Below are 15,991 nucleotides of genomic sequence, written 5' to 3'. Positions count from 1 at the left end.
TGAGGACTCGTATAGGCTTTGAACTACGATCCAATAAATCCTGGTTGTTTATGTCCCACATCAGTTCCGGAGTCGAATACGGCTTGCATTGCCTGCTGTATCTGGCCGACTCCGATGTGTCCACCGGCGGGGCGAGCGTGCGCGATCTCGCCGAGTTGCAGGGTGTTCCCGCCGACTTTCTGGCGAAGCTCTTCACGAAACTCGCGAAGGCCGAAATCGTGGTCGCCACGGAGGGCATCAAGGGAGGCTTCAGGCTGGCCCGGCCCGCTGCTCGCATCACCGTTCATGACGTGGTCGTCGCGATCGACGGCGAGAAAGCCCTGTTCGATTGCCGCGAAATCCGCGCGCGCTGCGCAATATTCGGCGACGAAGCGCCGGGCTGGGCGACGCGCGGCGTCTGTTCGATCCACGCGGTCATGCAGGCGGCGGAAAAAGTGATGCGCTCGGAACTCAAGCGCCACACACTGGCCGATCTCGCTCAGCGTACCGAAAGCAAGGCGCCGGCCGCCTTCGGTACGCAGGTGGTGCAATGGCTCTCGGATCGGGCTGCCAACCGGCGCGGCGACAGGGCCGAACCGGTTAGCGGCCGCAGCCGCAAGCGTGCCTGATCAGGCCACCACGACGAGGCGCGGGTCCGCGCTTGCCAGTGCCGCGGCACGGTCGGCGCCGCTCGGCGGATAGATCCACACGCTGTTGATTTCCGTCTTCAGCTTCTTCGCTTCGGCACCAGTCAGCTTGACCTGACGGTCCCAGCCTTCCGTATAGACGGCGCCCCACGGCCCGAGGTCGAGGCACGTCACGTACTTGGGCTGGCTGTACGGAATCGGCTCTTCGCCCAGCAGGTCTGCCGTGACGTTGTGGCCCGCCGAGCGGCCCAGGGCGATCGCGTGCTGGCAAGCCATCATCGTGTGGTTGCCTTCATCGTCGGTGGCGGCGCGGGCGCAGTCGCCGGTCGCATAGACGGCATCGAGGCCCTTGACCTTCAGGTTGCTGTCGACATGTAGACGTCCGAAGTTATCGCGCTCGGCGGGAATCTGTGCCGTCAGCGTGTTGGCGCGCGCGCCGGCGGTCCAGACGACCGTGTCGGCTTCGATGCGTTCGCCGCTTTCCAGCGTCACGCCTTGCGCGTCGATCGACGCCACGCCCGAGCCGAGCTTCCATTTCACGCCCAGTTCGGTCAGTGCCTGCGTGATGATCGGCCGCGGGCCGGGACCGAGGTCCGGACCGATCGCATCGTTGCGCTCGACCATGATGACGTTCACGTCCGCATCCTGGCCGAGAACCTCGCGCAGGCGGGCGGGCATTTCCGCCGCGGTTTCGATGCCGGTGAAACCCGCGCCGGCGACCACCACCGTATTGCGCCCGGCGCTTGCGGGGCGGTTTGCCAGGCCATGGAGATGGGTTTCGAGCCGCGTTGCGTCGGCGATCTGGTCGACGTTGAACGCATGTTCCTTGAGGCCGGGAATCGGCGGGCTGAACAGACGGCTGCCTGCCGCCAGCACCAGGCGGTCATAGCTCAATTCCTGACGCGAGCTGTCGGCACCGATACCCTCGACCGTCACTTTCTTCTTTTCGACGTCGATGTGGTCCACCTTGCCCTGCACGAACTCGACGCCGACGGTCTTGAAGAGGTCCAGCAGCGGAGCCTTCATGCCGCCGGGGTTTTGCTCGTAGAGGCGAGGGCGGACGTGCAGGGTCGGCTCCGGTGCGACGAGGACGATTTCCACGTCGGTGCGACCGACCATATCGAGCAGACGGGCCGAAGCCAGTGCGCTCCACGTACCGGCAAAGCCGGCGCCGATGACAAGAATCCGTTGTTTCATGTTTTATCGCTCCTGATCTGATGATCGAAGTTGAGGAAGGCATCACTGCTGCCGATAACTGCGATTCTATTTGTCGTAGTTTGGATGCGCAAGCTTTTTTTCTGAAGGGCCACTCGGTTAAAAGGGAGAGATCGGCGGATGTACGCGGATCGGATGGCGCGATCGGCGATCCGCCGGGGTGGCGTGAATCAATCCCGTCCGGCTTCGATGATCGCCTGCGCGAGCCGCTGCGGCGCCGAAAACAGCGTCTCGTGGCTGCCGGGACATTCGACGAGCCGGAACAGTCCCAGCCGCTCGGACAGGCGCGGATGCCACGGCAGGCTATGCGGCATCGCGGTGTCCTGCTGGCAGTTCAGATAGGATTTGCCGAGCGGCAGCGCCGCGAGCGGGCGGCTCAGGGAGATCGCCTCGGTAAAGGTCCGGTACGGCTGAGGATTGAGCTGCGCGTAACTGGAGCGCGCGAGCGCGAGGTCTGCATCGTTGATGAAGCTTTCTCTCCAGACCTCGAATGGCAGCATCAGCGCATTGCCGTTGGCCGCGGCCATCGCGTCGAACAGCGCCGCGTGATGCGGCGGGACCAGATCATTCAGGCACTCGCCGTCCAGCGGCACGAACGCGTTCACATACACGATGCGCCTGAGCCGCTCGGTCAGGCGATCGGCCACGCCGGAGATCACCATGCCCGCGTAGCTGTGACCGACCAGTGTGATATCGAATAATTCGTTATCCTCGATAAAGTGGACCAGCGAATCGATTGCGTCGGCGAGTCCGGTCGTGGCGCGGTCGTCGCCGGGGCGGTTGCCCGCGAGGGTCGGGCAGTGCACGGTGCAGCCGGCCGCGCGGATCGCGTCGGCCACGGCTTCGAACTCCGCACCGGTATGCCATGCGCCATGCACGAGCAGATAGGTATCGGCCATTGTTTGCCTCTCGATGGTTTTCGGGAGGCTTAGTCTAATTCGCGGCGCGGCTGTTGGATCGTTTTGTTCCGCCAACGGGATCGTCCCACGCTGCCAGTCGAAGCTCGCTCAGCGAAACTGTCGACGCAAGGCCTGCGGAGTCGCACCGAGATGCCGGCGGCACACGCGCGCGAAATGGGACGGGTCGGCAAAGCCGGCGCGGTAGCCGACTTCCGCGATCGTCAGCCGGTCGAAGCGCGCTTGTTCGAGCAGTGCTTTGGCGGTCGCGAGGCGGTTTTCGAGTAAGGCGCTGGCGAAGGTCGTGCCGGTGCCGGCGAGACACCGATGCAGGCTGCGCTCGGAAATGCCGAGGCCTTCGGCCAGTTCCTGTGCCGTCACGCGGGGCTCGGTATGACGTTCGCGAATCGCGTCGAGTACGCGCGCACGCAGTTCGGTGGCGGCCGGTGCCACCGCAGGGTCGTGACTATCGCAGGCGAGAGCGAGGAGTGCGCCCAACTGGTCGGCCAGCAGCCGGGCGGGCAGCGGCGGGCGCATCGCCATCTCGGGGGTGAGCTCGCAGGCGAAGCGGCTCAATACCGAACCCCAGCCGCGATGGCCGTCGATGCGCCGCGCGACGTGGTCGCCAGGACGAGGGAGCCAGCGCTCCACCCAGGCGGTCGGCAATTCCAGCGAGAGCGTGTCGGCCGACGACATCAGATGAAACGCGTAGCTGCGGCGCGAATCGACCAGCAGCAGGTCGCCTGGCTGCAGCGCCGCGCGGTGGCTGTCCTGCTCGGCGAACCACGCGAAGTCAGTTTTGCAAAGCAGATAGAAATAGTTTTCCCGCGCGCGGGAAATCGCACGCGCAGTGCGATACACATGCTGCGTGCTGCTCCGTACGCGGTTGATGCCGATGCCTTCGAGCGGCGCCGATTCCAGCGTGCCGTGAAACGAGCTTGCCGACGCGTCGACGGTCATTTCCAGAAAGCCTTCACAGACGGCCTCGCGCCAGTAATCGAGCCGCTCGCGCGGCGATACGGCATCGGTGCTCCAGCGGCGGGTTGCCGGCATTGTCGCCCTGTTCATTCGAATCCTCGTTGCTTGCCGATCCGGTCGGATGGCCAAGTCTAGAGCGTTGGCTGAAACTGTCAACGCGAACCGCCTCGCTCACACGCTCACAATACGTCGCGTAAACGCCGAACCGCTGCGGCCGCTTCTGCGGCGGTTGCGAAGTTGGCAAAGCCCATCAGCAGACCGCCTTGCGGCGATTTGCGCAGCCGCCAGTGACTCAGTGCGTCGACGGCGAGCCCCGCGGCCTGAGCCGCCGCTGTCACGAGTTTGTCGTTTTGCCGTGGGGGCAGGTGAGCGAGCAAGTGGAGGCCACCTGCCTGGGGCTGGATCTGCAGGGCGCTTCCCATCGTCCGCGTCAGGGCCTCGAACAGATAGCCTCGCCGCTCGGCATAGAGCGCGCGCATCTTGCGCAAGTGCCGGGCGAAGTGCCCCTGCGCCATGAAATCGGCGACGATCGCTTGCGGCAAGATGGAACCCGGGCCGGGAAGGTGGTCTGCCCTGTCCCTGAACTTGCCGACGTGCGCCTCGGGAACGACCAGATAGGCCAGCCGCAGGCCGGGGAACAGTACCTTGCTGAACGTGCCGGTGTAGAGCACGCGTCCATTGCGATCGAGGCTCTTGAGCGGGGGCAGGGGGCGACCGTGGTAGCGGAACTCGCTGTCGTAGTCGTCCTCGATGATCCATGCGCGGCGATGCCTCGCCCACTCCAGCAGTTCGAGTCGTCGCGGCAATGACAAGGCCACCCCCGTGGGGCTTTGATGCGTGGGCGTGACGACCGCGAAGCGCGCTTCGGCGGCGCTTCGCTGGCCGAGCGCCACGTCGAGGCCTTCATCGTCGACGGCGATCGGCGCGAGGCGCATCCCGGCGCGTTCCAGATGCTGCCGGGCGAAAATGTACCCCGGCTCTTCATACCAGCCGAGGTCGCCCTGCTGTAGCAACGTATGGCGCACGAGTTCGAGCGCTCCCCGGTAGCCCGCCGTCACGAAGACCTGCTCGTGCGAGCACGCGATGCCGCGCGAGATGCCGAGATAGGTCGCGATGGCATGCCGTAGAGGGGCGTATCCCGCGGGATCGGGGTAGGTCATGGCTACGGTTTCCAGGCTGCGCAGGTTGCGTCCGGCAAGGCGCGCCCACGCCTTGCGCGGAAACTCGTCCAGCGCGGGCAGGCCGAGCTGGAAGGGCCGCACCTCGCTCGCGGCGGCCTGCGGGCGGTGGGATTCGTGAGCGGAATGGACCGCGGCTCTCGCCTTGCCCGGCTCGGCCAGGTTCGCCAGCCGGGGAGAGACAACGGTTCCCGCGGCGCCTCGCGCGACGAAATACCCTTCGCTCGACAGCATCTGGTAGGCCATTTCCACCGTGCCGCGTGCGAGGTTCAGTTCGCTCGCGAGGCTGCGCACCGACGGCACACGATCCCCCGGTTGCAGCTTGCCGGCAGCGATCGCTTCCCGGTAGCGCCGGTACAACTGCAGATAGATCGGCGCGTCTTGCTCCCGGCTCGGCTTCAGGTGCTGCAAATCCATGACAAATGCCCCATTAATTAATTCAGTTTTTGGACCTGTCGAATAGGCCATGATTGTCCTAAATTAGTGTCCGTGTAACAACGGACACGAATACACATGAGCACCTTTCGATTGAGTCCTATCGATAGCGATCAGGACTATCAGGCCAGCTTTGCGGTCATGCGCGAATTACGCCCGCAGCTGACCGACGCCGCCACCTTCACCGCGCAAGCGCGTCGTCAGGCCGGGCAGGGATATCGCTTGCTGGCCGTATGGCAGGGCGATCAGGTCAAGGCCCTGGCGGGCTATCGCCTTCAGGAAAACCTGTTGTACGGGCGCTTCCTCTATGTCGACGACCTGGTGACGGCTGCCGACGCTCGCGGCCACGGCTTGGGCGCCAGGCTGATCGATGCCTTGCGCGAAGAGGCGCGCAAGCAGGGTTGCACGAACTTCGTGCTTGACACGGGTCTCGCCAATTCGCTTGGACAACGCTTCTATTTCCGTCAGGGTCTTCTGGCCGTGGGGATGCACTTCCGTCAGCCGCTCTAGGTCGCGCACGTAACCGCGCACGTAGCGAACCCGACTTCGTTCTAGCAGCTTGCCTTGTTGTAGGAGATTTCTTATGAGTAGCCCGAAACGTTTGCCTTATCACACCCTCTCCCCCGAAGCCTACCGTGGGCTCGGCGCCACCAAAGTCGCGCTGGATAAAAGCAGTCTTGGCAAGGAGCTGATCGAGCTAGTCTGGTTGCGGATGTCGCAGATCAACGGCTGCGCCTATTGCCTGGAAATGCATGCCAAGGCGCTGCGCGCCGGCGGCGTGCCCGATAGCAAGCTGGACAGTCTCGCGGGCTGGCGGGTGAGCGAGCATTTCAGCGAACGTGAGCGTGCCGCGCTGGCCTGGACCGAGTCGCTGACGCACGTGGACCGCACGCACGCCCCCGACGAGGATTACGAGCCGCTCAAGGCGCATTTCAGCGACGTCGAGATTTCGGACCTGTGCTTTGCCATTGTATTGATGAGCGCATTCAACCGGCTGGCAATCGGGATGCGGCAATAACGCGTGCCGCGCGATTCAGGCAATAGCGGCCTCGCGCAGAGTCGTGCCGCGCGACGCCACCGGGTGATCGAACCTGTCAGGTATCTTCGCGCGTGGTCGAGCGGGATCGCATTCCGGTGATGCGTGCATCCTCGCGCGCTTCATGCCGGCCGGCAAACCATGTGTGCACCTGGCTCGCAAAACCCGCCGGGATGCCTTTACCGAGAACCCCGGCTGAGAGCCGGGCGAGACTGGTTTTCGCCAGTTCGTCGCGCAGTACCTTCTCGGCATTGAGCATGACCGCATGAATGCCGCACACGCCCTGAGTTGCCCATCTGGGTGGCCTGTTGTCAAACAGGGCGCAGCGCCCTCTGACTTCCTGACAATCGAACAGCGCTTTGCGCCCCTCGACCGCATCCACCACGTCAAGGACGCTGATTTCCTCGGGCGCGCGGGCGAGGCGGTATCCGCCGCGAATGCCGCCGCTTGCTTCGACGATGCCGGCCTTTTCCAGCTTCGGGAATATCTTCGCGACGAACGCGGTTGGAACGCCTTGAATTTCCGCCAGGTCGCGGCTGCTGGGCCGATGTTCGAGAGGAGCGACGAGCCAGAGAAGGCAGTGCAAGGCGTATTCGACGCCGGTTCCGATGTATGCCATAGCACGAAGTGCCTCAACAGTCTATAACGCAGACTATATCGGGTCGTATTATGGATTGCAAGCGAGCGCGGTGCGGGGCCACGCGTGGAGCGGGCCTCTTTACGCGCTCGCGCCCCGCACGGAAGTGGACGTCAATGGGCCGAAACCTGCCAGATTCGATCGCGGAAAAGACACGCATCTGACGTCGCCTCGCTCGATTCGACCCATATCCAGGCCTGCCGGTCTGACGCGGCGATCGGCCTGGATTCGATCGCGATTAGAGAAGATGGTCCAGAAGATCCGGTCCAAACACTTCGCGATGGATTTTGTCGGCCGGCACGCCTTGCGCCAATAGTGAAGCCCTTTGAGCCTGCATGAAAGGCAACGGTCCACACAGGTAGAAGGTCGCATTGGCGAGATCGGGATCTTCGGCAACCAGCTCGCCTGCTTCCATGCGTCCCGATCTTGTCGGCGCGTTCGCGAGCCCGGTCGCCTCACCGGACTCCACGTAAAAATGAAGCTTCAGGTGCGCAAGCGTGCGTCCGGCCGCCTCGATGTCATCGAGGTGTGCCAGGTAGGCGCGGCTTCTTGCCGCATGGGCAAATACTACCTTGCGATGGGTTCCCTGGTTCGCCAGCGCGTTGAGTACCGACACCATCGGCGTAATGCCGACACCGGCCGAGAGCAGGGCAATGGGGCCTTCGCCGTTGAGCGCAGGGGCGAAATCGCCGAAGGGCTGGCTGACTGCGAGCGTGTCGCCCGCCTGGATGTTGTCGTGAATCCAGTTCGATACCGCGCCAACGGGATTGGCGTTCACCCCCCTCTCGCGCCGTACCGAGATTCGCCATGCCATGCCATTGGGCGCATCCGAGAGGCTGTATTGACGCTGCTGGTAGACGCCGGGCCGCAATTCCACCACGACCGTTACATACTGCCCCGGGTGAAAACTCGCCGGCTGCTCGCCGGATTCCGGCACGAGCGTCAGGCTGACGATGTCTTCGGCCTGCATGACGCGCCCGGTCACTCGCATGATGTTGCGGTGGCCGGGAGCAACGCCGGAGCGCTCGTAGAGCCGGCTTTCCGCCGCGATGAGTTCTCCAGCGATCAGCCAGTAGGCTTCGTCCCAGGCTCCCAGCAACTCGGGCGTTGCGGCATCGCCCAGCGTCGTGGCAATGGCACCGAGCAGGTGTTTTCCTACGATCGGATAGTGCGCGGAGGTCAAGCCCACGGAGGCGTGCTTATGTGCAATTCGTCCGAGGACAGGGGCGAGCGCATCGCTATTGTTGTAGTTTGCGGCATAGGCGAATACCGCGGATGCCAGGGACTGCTGCTGGGAGCCATTGGCCTGGTTGCCCATGTTGAACAGGTTGGTGAGCGACGGATGTTCCTCGAACATGGTTCGATAGAAGAGCTGGGTAATCGCTACGCCATGCTCTCTGAGCACAGGAACGCTTGCATCGATATAGGGCCTTGAATTCTCGGACAGCATGCGAATCTCCAGAAAGACATATTGAAAATGCATCAAATAAGGCAGAGAAGAACCGCGTCCCTGATCTGCTGGCTACTTGATACCGGTAAAATTCTATAAAACATGTATCAGAGATGCAACTTATTGTGTGTACATCCGGAATCTTGTCCCATAAAAAAGACGCATTCTTGGTACATGTTAAGATGCCGGCTTTCTACCAGGGGCGAGACGTCTCCCCTTGTAGCGCGAGTGCAAGCGCGTTCTTCGAGTGGATCCCATGAAGCTCACCGACTATACCGACTACAGTCTTCGCGTCTTGATCTACGTGGCCGTTCATCCCGATGAACCGGTCACGATCCAGCAGATCTCAGATGCTTTCAGCATTCCCAAGAACCACCTGGTGAAGATCGTCCAGAACCTGGGGCAGAAGGGATATTTGCTGACCATGCGGGGGCGCTCCGGCGGCATTCGACTTGGCCGTCCCGCCGTGGACATCAATCTGAAGGAGGTGGTGTGCGCCACCGAGCCGGATTTCGGCATGGTGGAGTGCTTCCGCGACGGCAATCGCTGCGTCATCACGCGAGTTTGCGGGCTGCGTGGTGTTCTGCATCGAGCCCTGCAGGCCTATCTGGACGTGCTCGACGGATATTCGCTGCAGGACCTCGTAGAGAAGCCCACGGCGATCAATCGCACGCTGTCTTTGGGGATACCGGTCGAGGACATTCGGCTGGCCAGCCGCAAGCCTCGATAAGTCTCGCGGCGGCTCATCTGGAGCGTCGTTTTGCCGCAGTCTACCGGTCGTCGCGCAGGCGATAGCCCTGCGTGACACTTCGAGCGAGGCGATGTTAAGTGGTGTTAAGCGGCGCCAGGTAGCGTTAACGCTGGCAACGCCGGCGGGCAACGCTGCCACACTGATTCAAGCCTGCTTGCGTGCTCTTGCGCGCGCAGACGCCGGCTTGTCATCAAGCCGATTAGCCGTGCGATCCGACAGCCATTTGACGACCTGAACCCCGTAGGCCGGGGGAGACTTGTCGGCGACGCGTCGAGCGAGGTCATCCAGTGTGTGCTGCTTCAATTCGCTGCGCATGGCTTTTTCCGCCGCCTGCATGACCGCGTGGACCGAGCAAACGCCTCGCGTTGCCCAACCGGGAGCCGCATGGTCGAAGATTGCGCAGCGGCTGCGGATTTCGCGGCATTCGAACAACGACTTGCCGCCATCGATGGCATCGAGCACGTCGAGCACGGTGATACGATTGGCCGACCGCGCCAGCTTGAACCCGCCTTTGACGCCTTCCGTGGCCACGACCAGCCCGGCCTTGGCGAGCCTGGTGAACAGCTTCGCCACAAACTCGCCAGGCAGGCCCTGAAGCTCGGCCAGATCGCGCACGCTGGCTTCTTCCGCGGCGCCGTGAGGGCGGGTCAGGTACAGCAGGCAGTGCAAACCGTACTCGACGCCCGTGCTGATGTGAGACATGATAACTAAGATAATTTTGATCGTAGTTATGAGGGTACACAACTTTGGCTTTGCCCGCAACCACTACATCATCATCGTATCCTGACGATTTTATAACTGCGACTTACATGATCGCAGTTATGGGATATACTTCCCGCGTAGCTCCTCTCGTCGATGTCCAGTTAAACAGGATGACGAAGTGCATTTGCGATTTCGCAGACCGGCTTAATTCTTGCCGTATGCGCCGCAAAGCGATAACCAGGAAGAGATCATGGATCTGCTGCGCAACATAAAAATTTTCAAGCGGGTGGCGGAAGCCTCGAGCTTCACCGCCGCCGCACGGCAACTGGAGATCACCACCGCCCAGGCATCGCGCGCCATTTCGGAGCTGGAGGTACACCTGCGCACACGGCTGTTACACCGCACGACGCGTCGCGTTGCGATGACGGAGGCCGGCAACCAGTATTTACAGCGCTGCGACGAGATCTGCTCGCTGATCGATCTTTCGGAGGACGAGGTACGTTCCACGCAGTCGTTGCCGGCGGGCGTGCTGCGCATTCATGCGCCGTTGAGCTTTGGTCAGACTTATGTGGTCCCGGCGTTGGTTCGCTACCTGGAGGCTTATCCCGGTGTACGCGCCGATCTGACGCTTTCTCAGGAGACGCCGGATCTGATCGACGAGGGCTTCGACGTGACCTTGCGGATCACCAGCACGCAATTGCCCGATTCGGCGCTCGTCTCCACGCGCATCTGTACGATGCCGAGCGTGCTGTGTGCTTCGCCGGCCTATGTCGAGCGCGAGGGTACGCCCGAGAAGGTGGACGATCTGGCCGCTCATGCCTGTCTGCAACTGGTTACGCCGTATTTGCCGGTCAGCCGCTGGCACTTCGTCGGTCCCGACGGCGCGACGGAAATCGATCTGCCGCCGGGGCGATTGCGCCTGAACTCTCCCGAAGCGCTGGCGAGCGCGCTTGCGTACGGCGCGGGCATCGGACCGCTGCCGATGCCGTCCGCCGTGCCGTTGCTGACGAGCGGCAAACTGGTGCGCGTGCTGCCCGAATTCGAACTGCAGAGCATGACCATCTACGCGATGTACGCATCGCGCAAGTACCTGGACGCGAAGATCAAGGCATGGGTGGAATGCCTGCGTGCGTATGTGGCGCAGGAGATTGGCGCAGGTCGTATCTAGAAGCGGGGGCGAACGCTTCAGTCGTCCGCGAGCGGGGCCGGAATGTACCTGGCGCGCGGGCGCAGCATGAAGGCCTGAGCGCGTTGCTCGACCACATGGGCGCCCCAGCCGGCCGTGCGCGCGAGAATCCAGAGTGCCGCGGCGCTGCCGCGCGGCATATCCAGCGCGCGGGCGAGCGTGACGAGCGCAAGAGCGAGGCCCGGCGTCATGTCCGCCTCGGCTCTCACGCGCTCGACGAACCTGAGCATGTTCGCGACGTCCGGACGATCGGCGCCGCAGCGCGCGGCGAGAGAAAGGATCAGCGCCGCGCGAGGGTCCCCGTGAGGGTACAGCGGATGATTGAAACCGAACAGCGCGACGCCATGATTGCGCACGAGTTCGAGCTTCGCCTCCAGCGCGCTTTCGGTACACGTTTCGAAGAGTTGTGTCTCGACACGCGCCGTTCCCGCACCCGTCGCGTAGCCGACGTGCGCACCGATTGCCGAGGCGATGCAGTTGTAGAGGCTCGCGTCGCTGGAAGCGGCCACGCGCGCGGCGAACGTTGCCGGCGCGAGTTCGTGATCGGCGAGTACGACCAGGGTGGCGTCGACGGCCGCGACGGCCTGCGGCGTCAGCGCTGCGCCGCTCGCGCGCAGCGCGTGCGCGGCGAGACGCTCGCCCGGATTGCGCGCGGCATGGCTGCCTTCCGGTGACAGATAGCCGAAACATCCCGCGAAGGTTTCCAGCATCGTCCTCAATGCGGGCATCGCGGCGCCGTGTGCTATTTCGTGCTGGTCGCGTCCCCGCGTACTGAGCGCGATCGCGAGCATCGCCATGAAGTGGCCGATGTCGGCAGGAGTCATCGTGCGGGAATGAGCGTGCAGTAAGGTTGCCACATCGGCGGGCATATCGACGGCGGGCCAGTCGGCCTCGGCTTCCTGCCAGTTGCCGGTCACGAGAAAGTGCGCGACGACTTCGAACGCATGCCCGCCCATGGCGAGATCGATGGCCGGACGATTGCGGTAAACGGGGCCGCGCTCCTCGATGCTGGTGATGGACGACATCACCACCGGTTCGCCCCAGCGCATCGACGTCGCGGCCGTGACGGCGCGAGGCAGGCGTCCACGGCCGCGTGCCGCGAAGCGTTCGACGTCTTCCCGCGCATAGAGATGCCGGTTCGTGCCTTCCGCGGGGGTGCTGCGAATCAGGCCACGGCTCACATAGGTGTAGAGCGTCGCGGTTTTTACGCCTAGCGTCGCGAGTGCCTCCTCCCGGGTCAGGAAATCCTTCTTCGGTTTCATGGTCGATTTTCAGAATCAATCTTGATCGACTTTCGGCGAGTTCCTAGTATCACTGCCGAGATCGATTGATCGAGTATAGCTGCGAACCCAGGCGGGGCGAAGGCAGCCCGGTAATGGACGAGTCGCAGCGAAAAGAACCCCATTGAAGAGGAGATCGCAATGAGCGACGCCGCGCGCGAAGTTCCCAGTCCAACCGTGGCCGCGGAAAGCGGGCCGATAACATGGCACGTCGATGACCGGCCATGGGTTCCGTTGACCGGTCTGTTCATCAACCGGTCCGGCTACAAGACCCTCACCGATGCCGCCTATACCGGCAACGCCTACAGCATCGAACTGACATCGGTCGGACCGGGCGGTTCTTCGCCCACGCACGTCGAGCCGCACGCGCATCTGTTCTACGTGCTGTCCGGCCGCGGCGAGGTGACGGTCGGCGACGAAGTCAAGGACGTGAAGGCCGGATCGGTCAGCCCGATTTCGGCCGGCGTGCCGCATTCGTTCCGCAATCTCGGTGAAGACGCGCTCGAGATGCTGGTCGTCTACCATCCGCCGCGCGTGCGCAAGCCGGTGGCAAGCGATCGGCTCAATGCGACGGTGTGCGCGATCCATCGCGAGGCCAGGGGCATCGTCAGTATCGAATTGACGCCGCAGGCAAACGAGGCGTTTCCGCCGTTCGACGCGGGTTCGCATATCGATCTGCATTTGCCCGACGGCATGGTACGCAGCTATTCGCTTTGCAATGCGCCGGGCGAGACGGGGCGTTACGTGGTGGGCGTTTATCGCGTGCCGGAGAGCCGGGGCGGCTCGCGCTACATTCACGACGGCCTGCGCGTGGGCTCGACCATCGAAATTTCGAAGCCGCGCAATAACTTTCCGTTGCACGAAGACGCCGCGCATAGCGTGCTGATCGCAGGCGGTATCGGCATTACGCCGATTCTCGGCATGGTCCGTCGCCTGATGGCTTTGGGGCGCCCGGTCGAACTGCTGTATTGCGCGCGTTCGCGTAGCGATGCGGCATTCGTCAAGCAGATCGAAGCATTCGGTTTGCCGGTGACGTGGCATTTCAATGACGAGCACGGGGATCGGGTGGATCTGCGGCACTTTCTGGCAAGCCGTCCGGCGGATGCGCATTTCTATGCATGCGGTCCGGCGTCGATGCTCGACGACTTCGAGCGGCTCTGTGCCGAACTGGGGCGGGAGCATGCGCATGTGGAGCGCTTTGTTGCACGCGATCTGCCGGCCACGCAGCAGTCGAGCTATGAAGTCGAACTGCGGCGCACCGGGCGCAAGCTCGCGGTGACGCCCGCGAAGTCGCTATTGCAGACGCTGCTCGACGAGGGCATCGAGGTCGCGCATGGCTGCACGCAAGGGCTTTGCGGCGCATGCAAGACGCGCGTGCTCGAAGGAGAGCCCGATCATCGCGATTCGGTGCTGACGTCTGCTGAACGCGCGAGCCATGCCGTGATGACAGTCTGCGTGTCGGGCTGCAAATCGGGGACGCTCGTACTCGACCTGTAGTTCGCAGGGGTAAGGGCATGCACTGCTCCGCTAGAAGCACTTGCAAAGAGTAACAAGGATAATTATAGTCCGTGTTACATTGGGTACGCGAAATTCCGCGTCCCATCAACTTTGGTTTATCGATTCACTGGAGAGTGCGTCATGAAAATCCTGCACATCGATTGCAGCCCGAGGGAAGACTCGCATAGCCGGAAACTTTCGGCTGCCATCGTCGCGCGACTTCTCTCCGTGGATTCCGCCGTGTCCGTCGTGCGCCGCGATCTGGGCCGCCATCCCATCCCTCATACGGAGGCCGGCTATGCCACGGTGCTGTCTTCGCCGGGAGCATTGGCTTCCGTGCAGGCGGACGCGGCCACGCATCTGTCGGAGCAGTTGATCGGAGAGATCGAGGCTGCGGATATTCTGGTCGTGGGTACGCCGATGAACAATTTCACGGTGCCTTCCGTACTCAAGGCCTGGATCGATCAGATTCTCCGGATGGGCCGCACGATCGGCGTCGCGCCGACAGGGGAAAAGATCGGTCTGCTGCAGGACAAGCCGGTTTATATCGGCATTGCTTCCGGCGGAGTTTTCACGGGCGCTCGCGCGAAACAGCCGGACTTTCTGACGCCTTATCTGACGGCTGCATTCGGCTGTGTGGGATTGAACTCCCTGCAGTTTTTCGCCTTGCAGGCCACCGCGTTTCTCGACAACGATCAACTGACCGCGGAGCGTGATGCCCTGATCGCCACCATGGATACGGCAGGAATCGGCGCCGTGCGGCTGGAACGGCGCGACGGCCAACCGGGCTGATGGCTTTAACTCATGAAACAACGTTCACTCCAGGATGACACCATGCTCGTCAGAGAAGAGAATGCAATAGAGAGCGCTGGGCGCCTGGCGGTGCAAAGCATCGACCCGGCCGTATTCATCGCGCCATTGGCCGCGGCAGCCTATCCCTTCCTGCTGATGCTTTTTCATGTACTGGTCGGGTCTCCCGGGACGACGCCGACCGTCATCGATATCGCCGCTGCGGCGTTCGTGCTGGTGTTCTCCTTTGCCGCGCCCGTGCTCGGGATCGCAGTCGCATGCCGGCCGCACATTCATACCGGTTTTCGTCGTCTTGCCTACTTCAGCGTAGTCGCACCGACCTTGTATGTCTTTCTCGGCGTCGTGCAGACTTTGCTAAGCAGTCCCATTCCGGATCCCTGGGTCTGGTGTGTCATCTGGATCGCAGCTGTGGTGGGCGCGCTCCGTCATACCGGCGACGAAACGCGCCGCACCGTGGCGCCGGGTCTTGGAAAGTGGCGGGTCGCTCACGGCGTAAGCGCTGTGATCCTCTGCTTTTATGTGCTTTTCCACCTGGGGAATCATCTGACAGGGTTGATCGGCCCGAGCGCGCATGCCGCGGTCATGGATGTCGGCCGGTCTGTCTATCGGGACAGATTCGTCGAGCCGGTGCTGGTTGCCGCCTTCCTGTTCCAGATCGTCAGTGGTCTCTATCTGAGCTGGCGCTGGAGCGAAACACGGCATGATTTCTTCCGTACTTTCCAGATCGCCTCAGGTGCGTATCTTTCCCTGTTCATCCTGGGGCATATGAACTCGGTTTTCATCTACGCGCGTTGGTATCTGCACATTCCGACCGACTGGAACTTCGCGACCGGCGCGCCGACGGGTCTTATTCATGACCCATGGAACATTCGCCTGCTGCCGCACTATGCACTCGGCGTGTTCTTCGTATTGGGCCACCTCGTTGCAGGTTTCAGAGTCGTACTCAATGCCCATGGCATGGATCGACGCATCGTAAACCGGGCCTGGTTTGCCGGTGTGGCCGTGAGTGCCGTTATTGCGGCAGCCATTATCGCCGGCATGTGCGGTGTCAGGATCTAACGTACGGTAGTAGGGGCGAGGCGTGGCTCACACGACCTCGATATCGAGGCATGACGCCATGTTCTGGCGTCCTGCCTCAATGAATCACGGCTAAACGAAGCGCGAACACGGCCGGCAACATCGGCCGGGACGCTTGAATCGGTAAACGGGCTCGGTGGAAAAACACCTTGTCCGTTTTAGTGTTAATCGGGGCCGTACTCCATGAAAGGCCTGAACAGCGGGGATCTCACTCGATCCAGTTAAAACGCTGCTAGC

Annotated in this window: 16 protein-coding genes and 1 pseudogene; 9 read left to right on the top strand and 8 right to left on the bottom strand. The window is 62.6% G+C overall.

The window, feature by feature from the left end; genetic code table 11:
• The first annotated feature begins 50 nt into the window (after positions 1–50).
• Positions 51–608: an Rrf2 family transcriptional regulator gene (locus F3J20_RS07905; protein ID WP_167046957.1), complete on the top strand. Its 558-nt coding sequence runs from the start codon at positions 51–53 to the stop codon at positions 606–608.
• On the opposite strand, the gene F3J20_RS07900 is transcribed toward F3J20_RS07905, so the two are convergent.
• The 4 genes from F3J20_RS07900 to F3J20_RS07885 form a co-directional block, all read right to left on the bottom strand.
• A complete protein-coding gene (locus F3J20_RS07900) occupies positions 609–1,823 on the bottom strand; it encodes an NAD(P)/FAD-dependent oxidoreductase (RefSeq protein ID WP_167046954.1) in 1,215 nt (404 codons plus the stop codon).
• A gap of 188 nt (positions 1,824–2,011) precedes the next feature.
• Positions 2,012–2,740 carry an alpha/beta hydrolase gene (locus F3J20_RS07895; RefSeq protein WP_167046951.1) on the bottom strand — a complete coding sequence of 243 codons (729 nt, stop codon included), beginning with the start codon at positions 2,738–2,740 and terminating at the stop codon, positions 2,012–2,014.
• 108 nt (positions 2,741–2,848) lie between these two features.
• Positions 2,849–3,805 carry a helix-turn-helix domain-containing protein gene (locus tag F3J20_RS07890; RefSeq protein ID WP_167282942.1) on the bottom strand — a complete coding sequence of 319 codons (957 nt, stop codon included), beginning with the start codon at positions 3,803–3,805 and terminating at the stop codon, positions 2,849–2,851.
• A gap of 89 nt (positions 3,806–3,894) precedes the next feature.
• Complete coding sequence (locus F3J20_RS07885) at positions 3,895–5,310, bottom strand: PLP-dependent aminotransferase family protein (protein ID WP_167047207.1); 1,416 nt, start codon at positions 5,308–5,310, stop codon at positions 3,895–3,897.
• A gap of 96 nt (positions 5,311–5,406) precedes the next feature.
• On the opposite strand from F3J20_RS07885, the gene F3J20_RS07880 reads away from it, so the two are divergent.
• Positions 5,407–5,838 carry a GNAT family N-acetyltransferase gene (locus F3J20_RS07880; protein ID WP_167282940.1) on the top strand — a complete coding sequence of 144 codons (432 nt, stop codon included), beginning with the start codon at positions 5,407–5,409 and terminating at the stop codon, positions 5,836–5,838.
• 73 nt (positions 5,839–5,911) lie between these two features.
• Positions 5,912–6,346, top strand: a complete 435-nt coding sequence (locus F3J20_RS07875; RefSeq protein WP_167282938.1) for a carboxymuconolactone decarboxylase family protein — start codon at positions 5,912–5,914, stop codon at positions 6,344–6,346.
• Positions 6,347–6,422: 76 nt separating this feature from the next.
• Here the strand turns inward: F3J20_RS07875 and F3J20_RS07870 are convergent, their stop codons facing one another.
• Positions 6,423–6,983 carry an Rrf2 family transcriptional regulator gene (locus F3J20_RS07870; protein ID WP_167282936.1) on the bottom strand — a complete coding sequence of 187 codons (561 nt, stop codon included), beginning with the start codon at positions 6,981–6,983 and terminating at the stop codon, positions 6,423–6,425.
• A 256-nt stretch (positions 6,984–7,239) separates the two neighbouring features.
• A complete protein-coding gene (locus F3J20_RS07865) occupies positions 7,240–8,451 on the bottom strand; it encodes a globin domain-containing protein (RefSeq protein WP_167046936.1) in 1,212 nt (403 codons plus the stop codon).
• Positions 8,452–8,707: 256 nt separating this feature from the next.
• Between F3J20_RS07865 and F3J20_RS07860 the strand changes: the two genes are divergently transcribed.
• Positions 8,708–9,181 (top strand): Rrf2 family transcriptional regulator, encoded by a 474-nt coding sequence (locus F3J20_RS07860; protein ID WP_167046933.1) that lies wholly within the window; start codon positions 8,708–8,710, stop codon positions 9,179–9,181.
• A gap of 165 nt (positions 9,182–9,346) precedes the next feature.
• Here the strand turns inward: F3J20_RS07860 and F3J20_RS07855 are convergent, their stop codons facing one another.
• Positions 9,347–9,904 (bottom strand): Rrf2 family transcriptional regulator, encoded by a 558-nt coding sequence (locus F3J20_RS07855; RefSeq protein WP_167046930.1) that lies wholly within the window; start codon positions 9,902–9,904, stop codon positions 9,347–9,349.
• 250 nt (positions 9,905–10,154) lie between these two features.
• Between F3J20_RS07855 and F3J20_RS07850 the strand changes: the two genes are divergently transcribed.
• Entirely contained in the window at positions 10,155–11,072 is a 918-nt protein-coding gene (locus F3J20_RS07850) for a LysR family transcriptional regulator (protein ID WP_167282934.1), read from the top strand.
• Between the two features lie 17 nt (positions 11,073–11,089).
• Here F3J20_RS07850 and F3J20_RS07845 read toward each other — a convergent pair whose 3' ends face one another.
• Positions 11,090–12,352 carry a citrate synthase gene (locus tag F3J20_RS07845; RefSeq protein WP_240159192.1) on the bottom strand — a complete coding sequence of 421 codons (1,263 nt, stop codon included), beginning with the start codon at positions 12,350–12,352 and terminating at the stop codon, positions 11,090–11,092.
• A gap of 159 nt (positions 12,353–12,511) precedes the next feature.
• On the opposite strand from F3J20_RS07845, the pseudogene F3J20_RS32030 reads away from it, so the two are divergent.
• The 4 genes and pseudogenes from F3J20_RS32030 to F3J20_RS07830 all read left to right on the top strand — a co-directional run.
• Positions 12,512–12,901 (top strand): annotated as a pseudogene (locus tag F3J20_RS32030) (cupin domain-containing protein); the annotation flags it as partial.
• Positions 12,902–12,916: 15 nt separating this feature from the next.
• Complete coding sequence (locus F3J20_RS07840; protein WP_345889852.1) at positions 12,917–13,867, top strand: PDR/VanB family oxidoreductase; 951 nt, start codon at positions 12,917–12,919, stop codon at positions 13,865–13,867.
• Positions 13,868–14,008: 141 nt separating this feature from the next.
• Positions 14,009–14,659 carry an NAD(P)H-dependent oxidoreductase gene (locus F3J20_RS07835; protein ID WP_167282932.1) on the top strand — a complete coding sequence of 217 codons (651 nt, stop codon included), beginning with the start codon at positions 14,009–14,011 and terminating at the stop codon, positions 14,657–14,659.
• Between the two features lie 12 nt (positions 14,660–14,671).
• Positions 14,672–15,736 (top strand): hypothetical protein, encoded by a 1,065-nt coding sequence (locus F3J20_RS07830; protein WP_205299250.1) that lies wholly within the window; start codon positions 14,672–14,674, stop codon positions 15,734–15,736.
• The last annotated feature ends 255 nt before the right edge of the window (positions 15,737–15,991 follow it).

Origin of the sequence: Paraburkholderia sp. Cy-641 (assembly GCF_011752945.1) — a bacterium.
Lineage (GTDB): Bacteria > Pseudomonadota > Gammaproteobacteria > Burkholderiales > Burkholderiaceae > Paraburkholderia.
The sequence above is the reverse complement of the archived record's forward strand: the minus strand, read 5'-3'. Positions and strand labels throughout refer to the sequence as shown.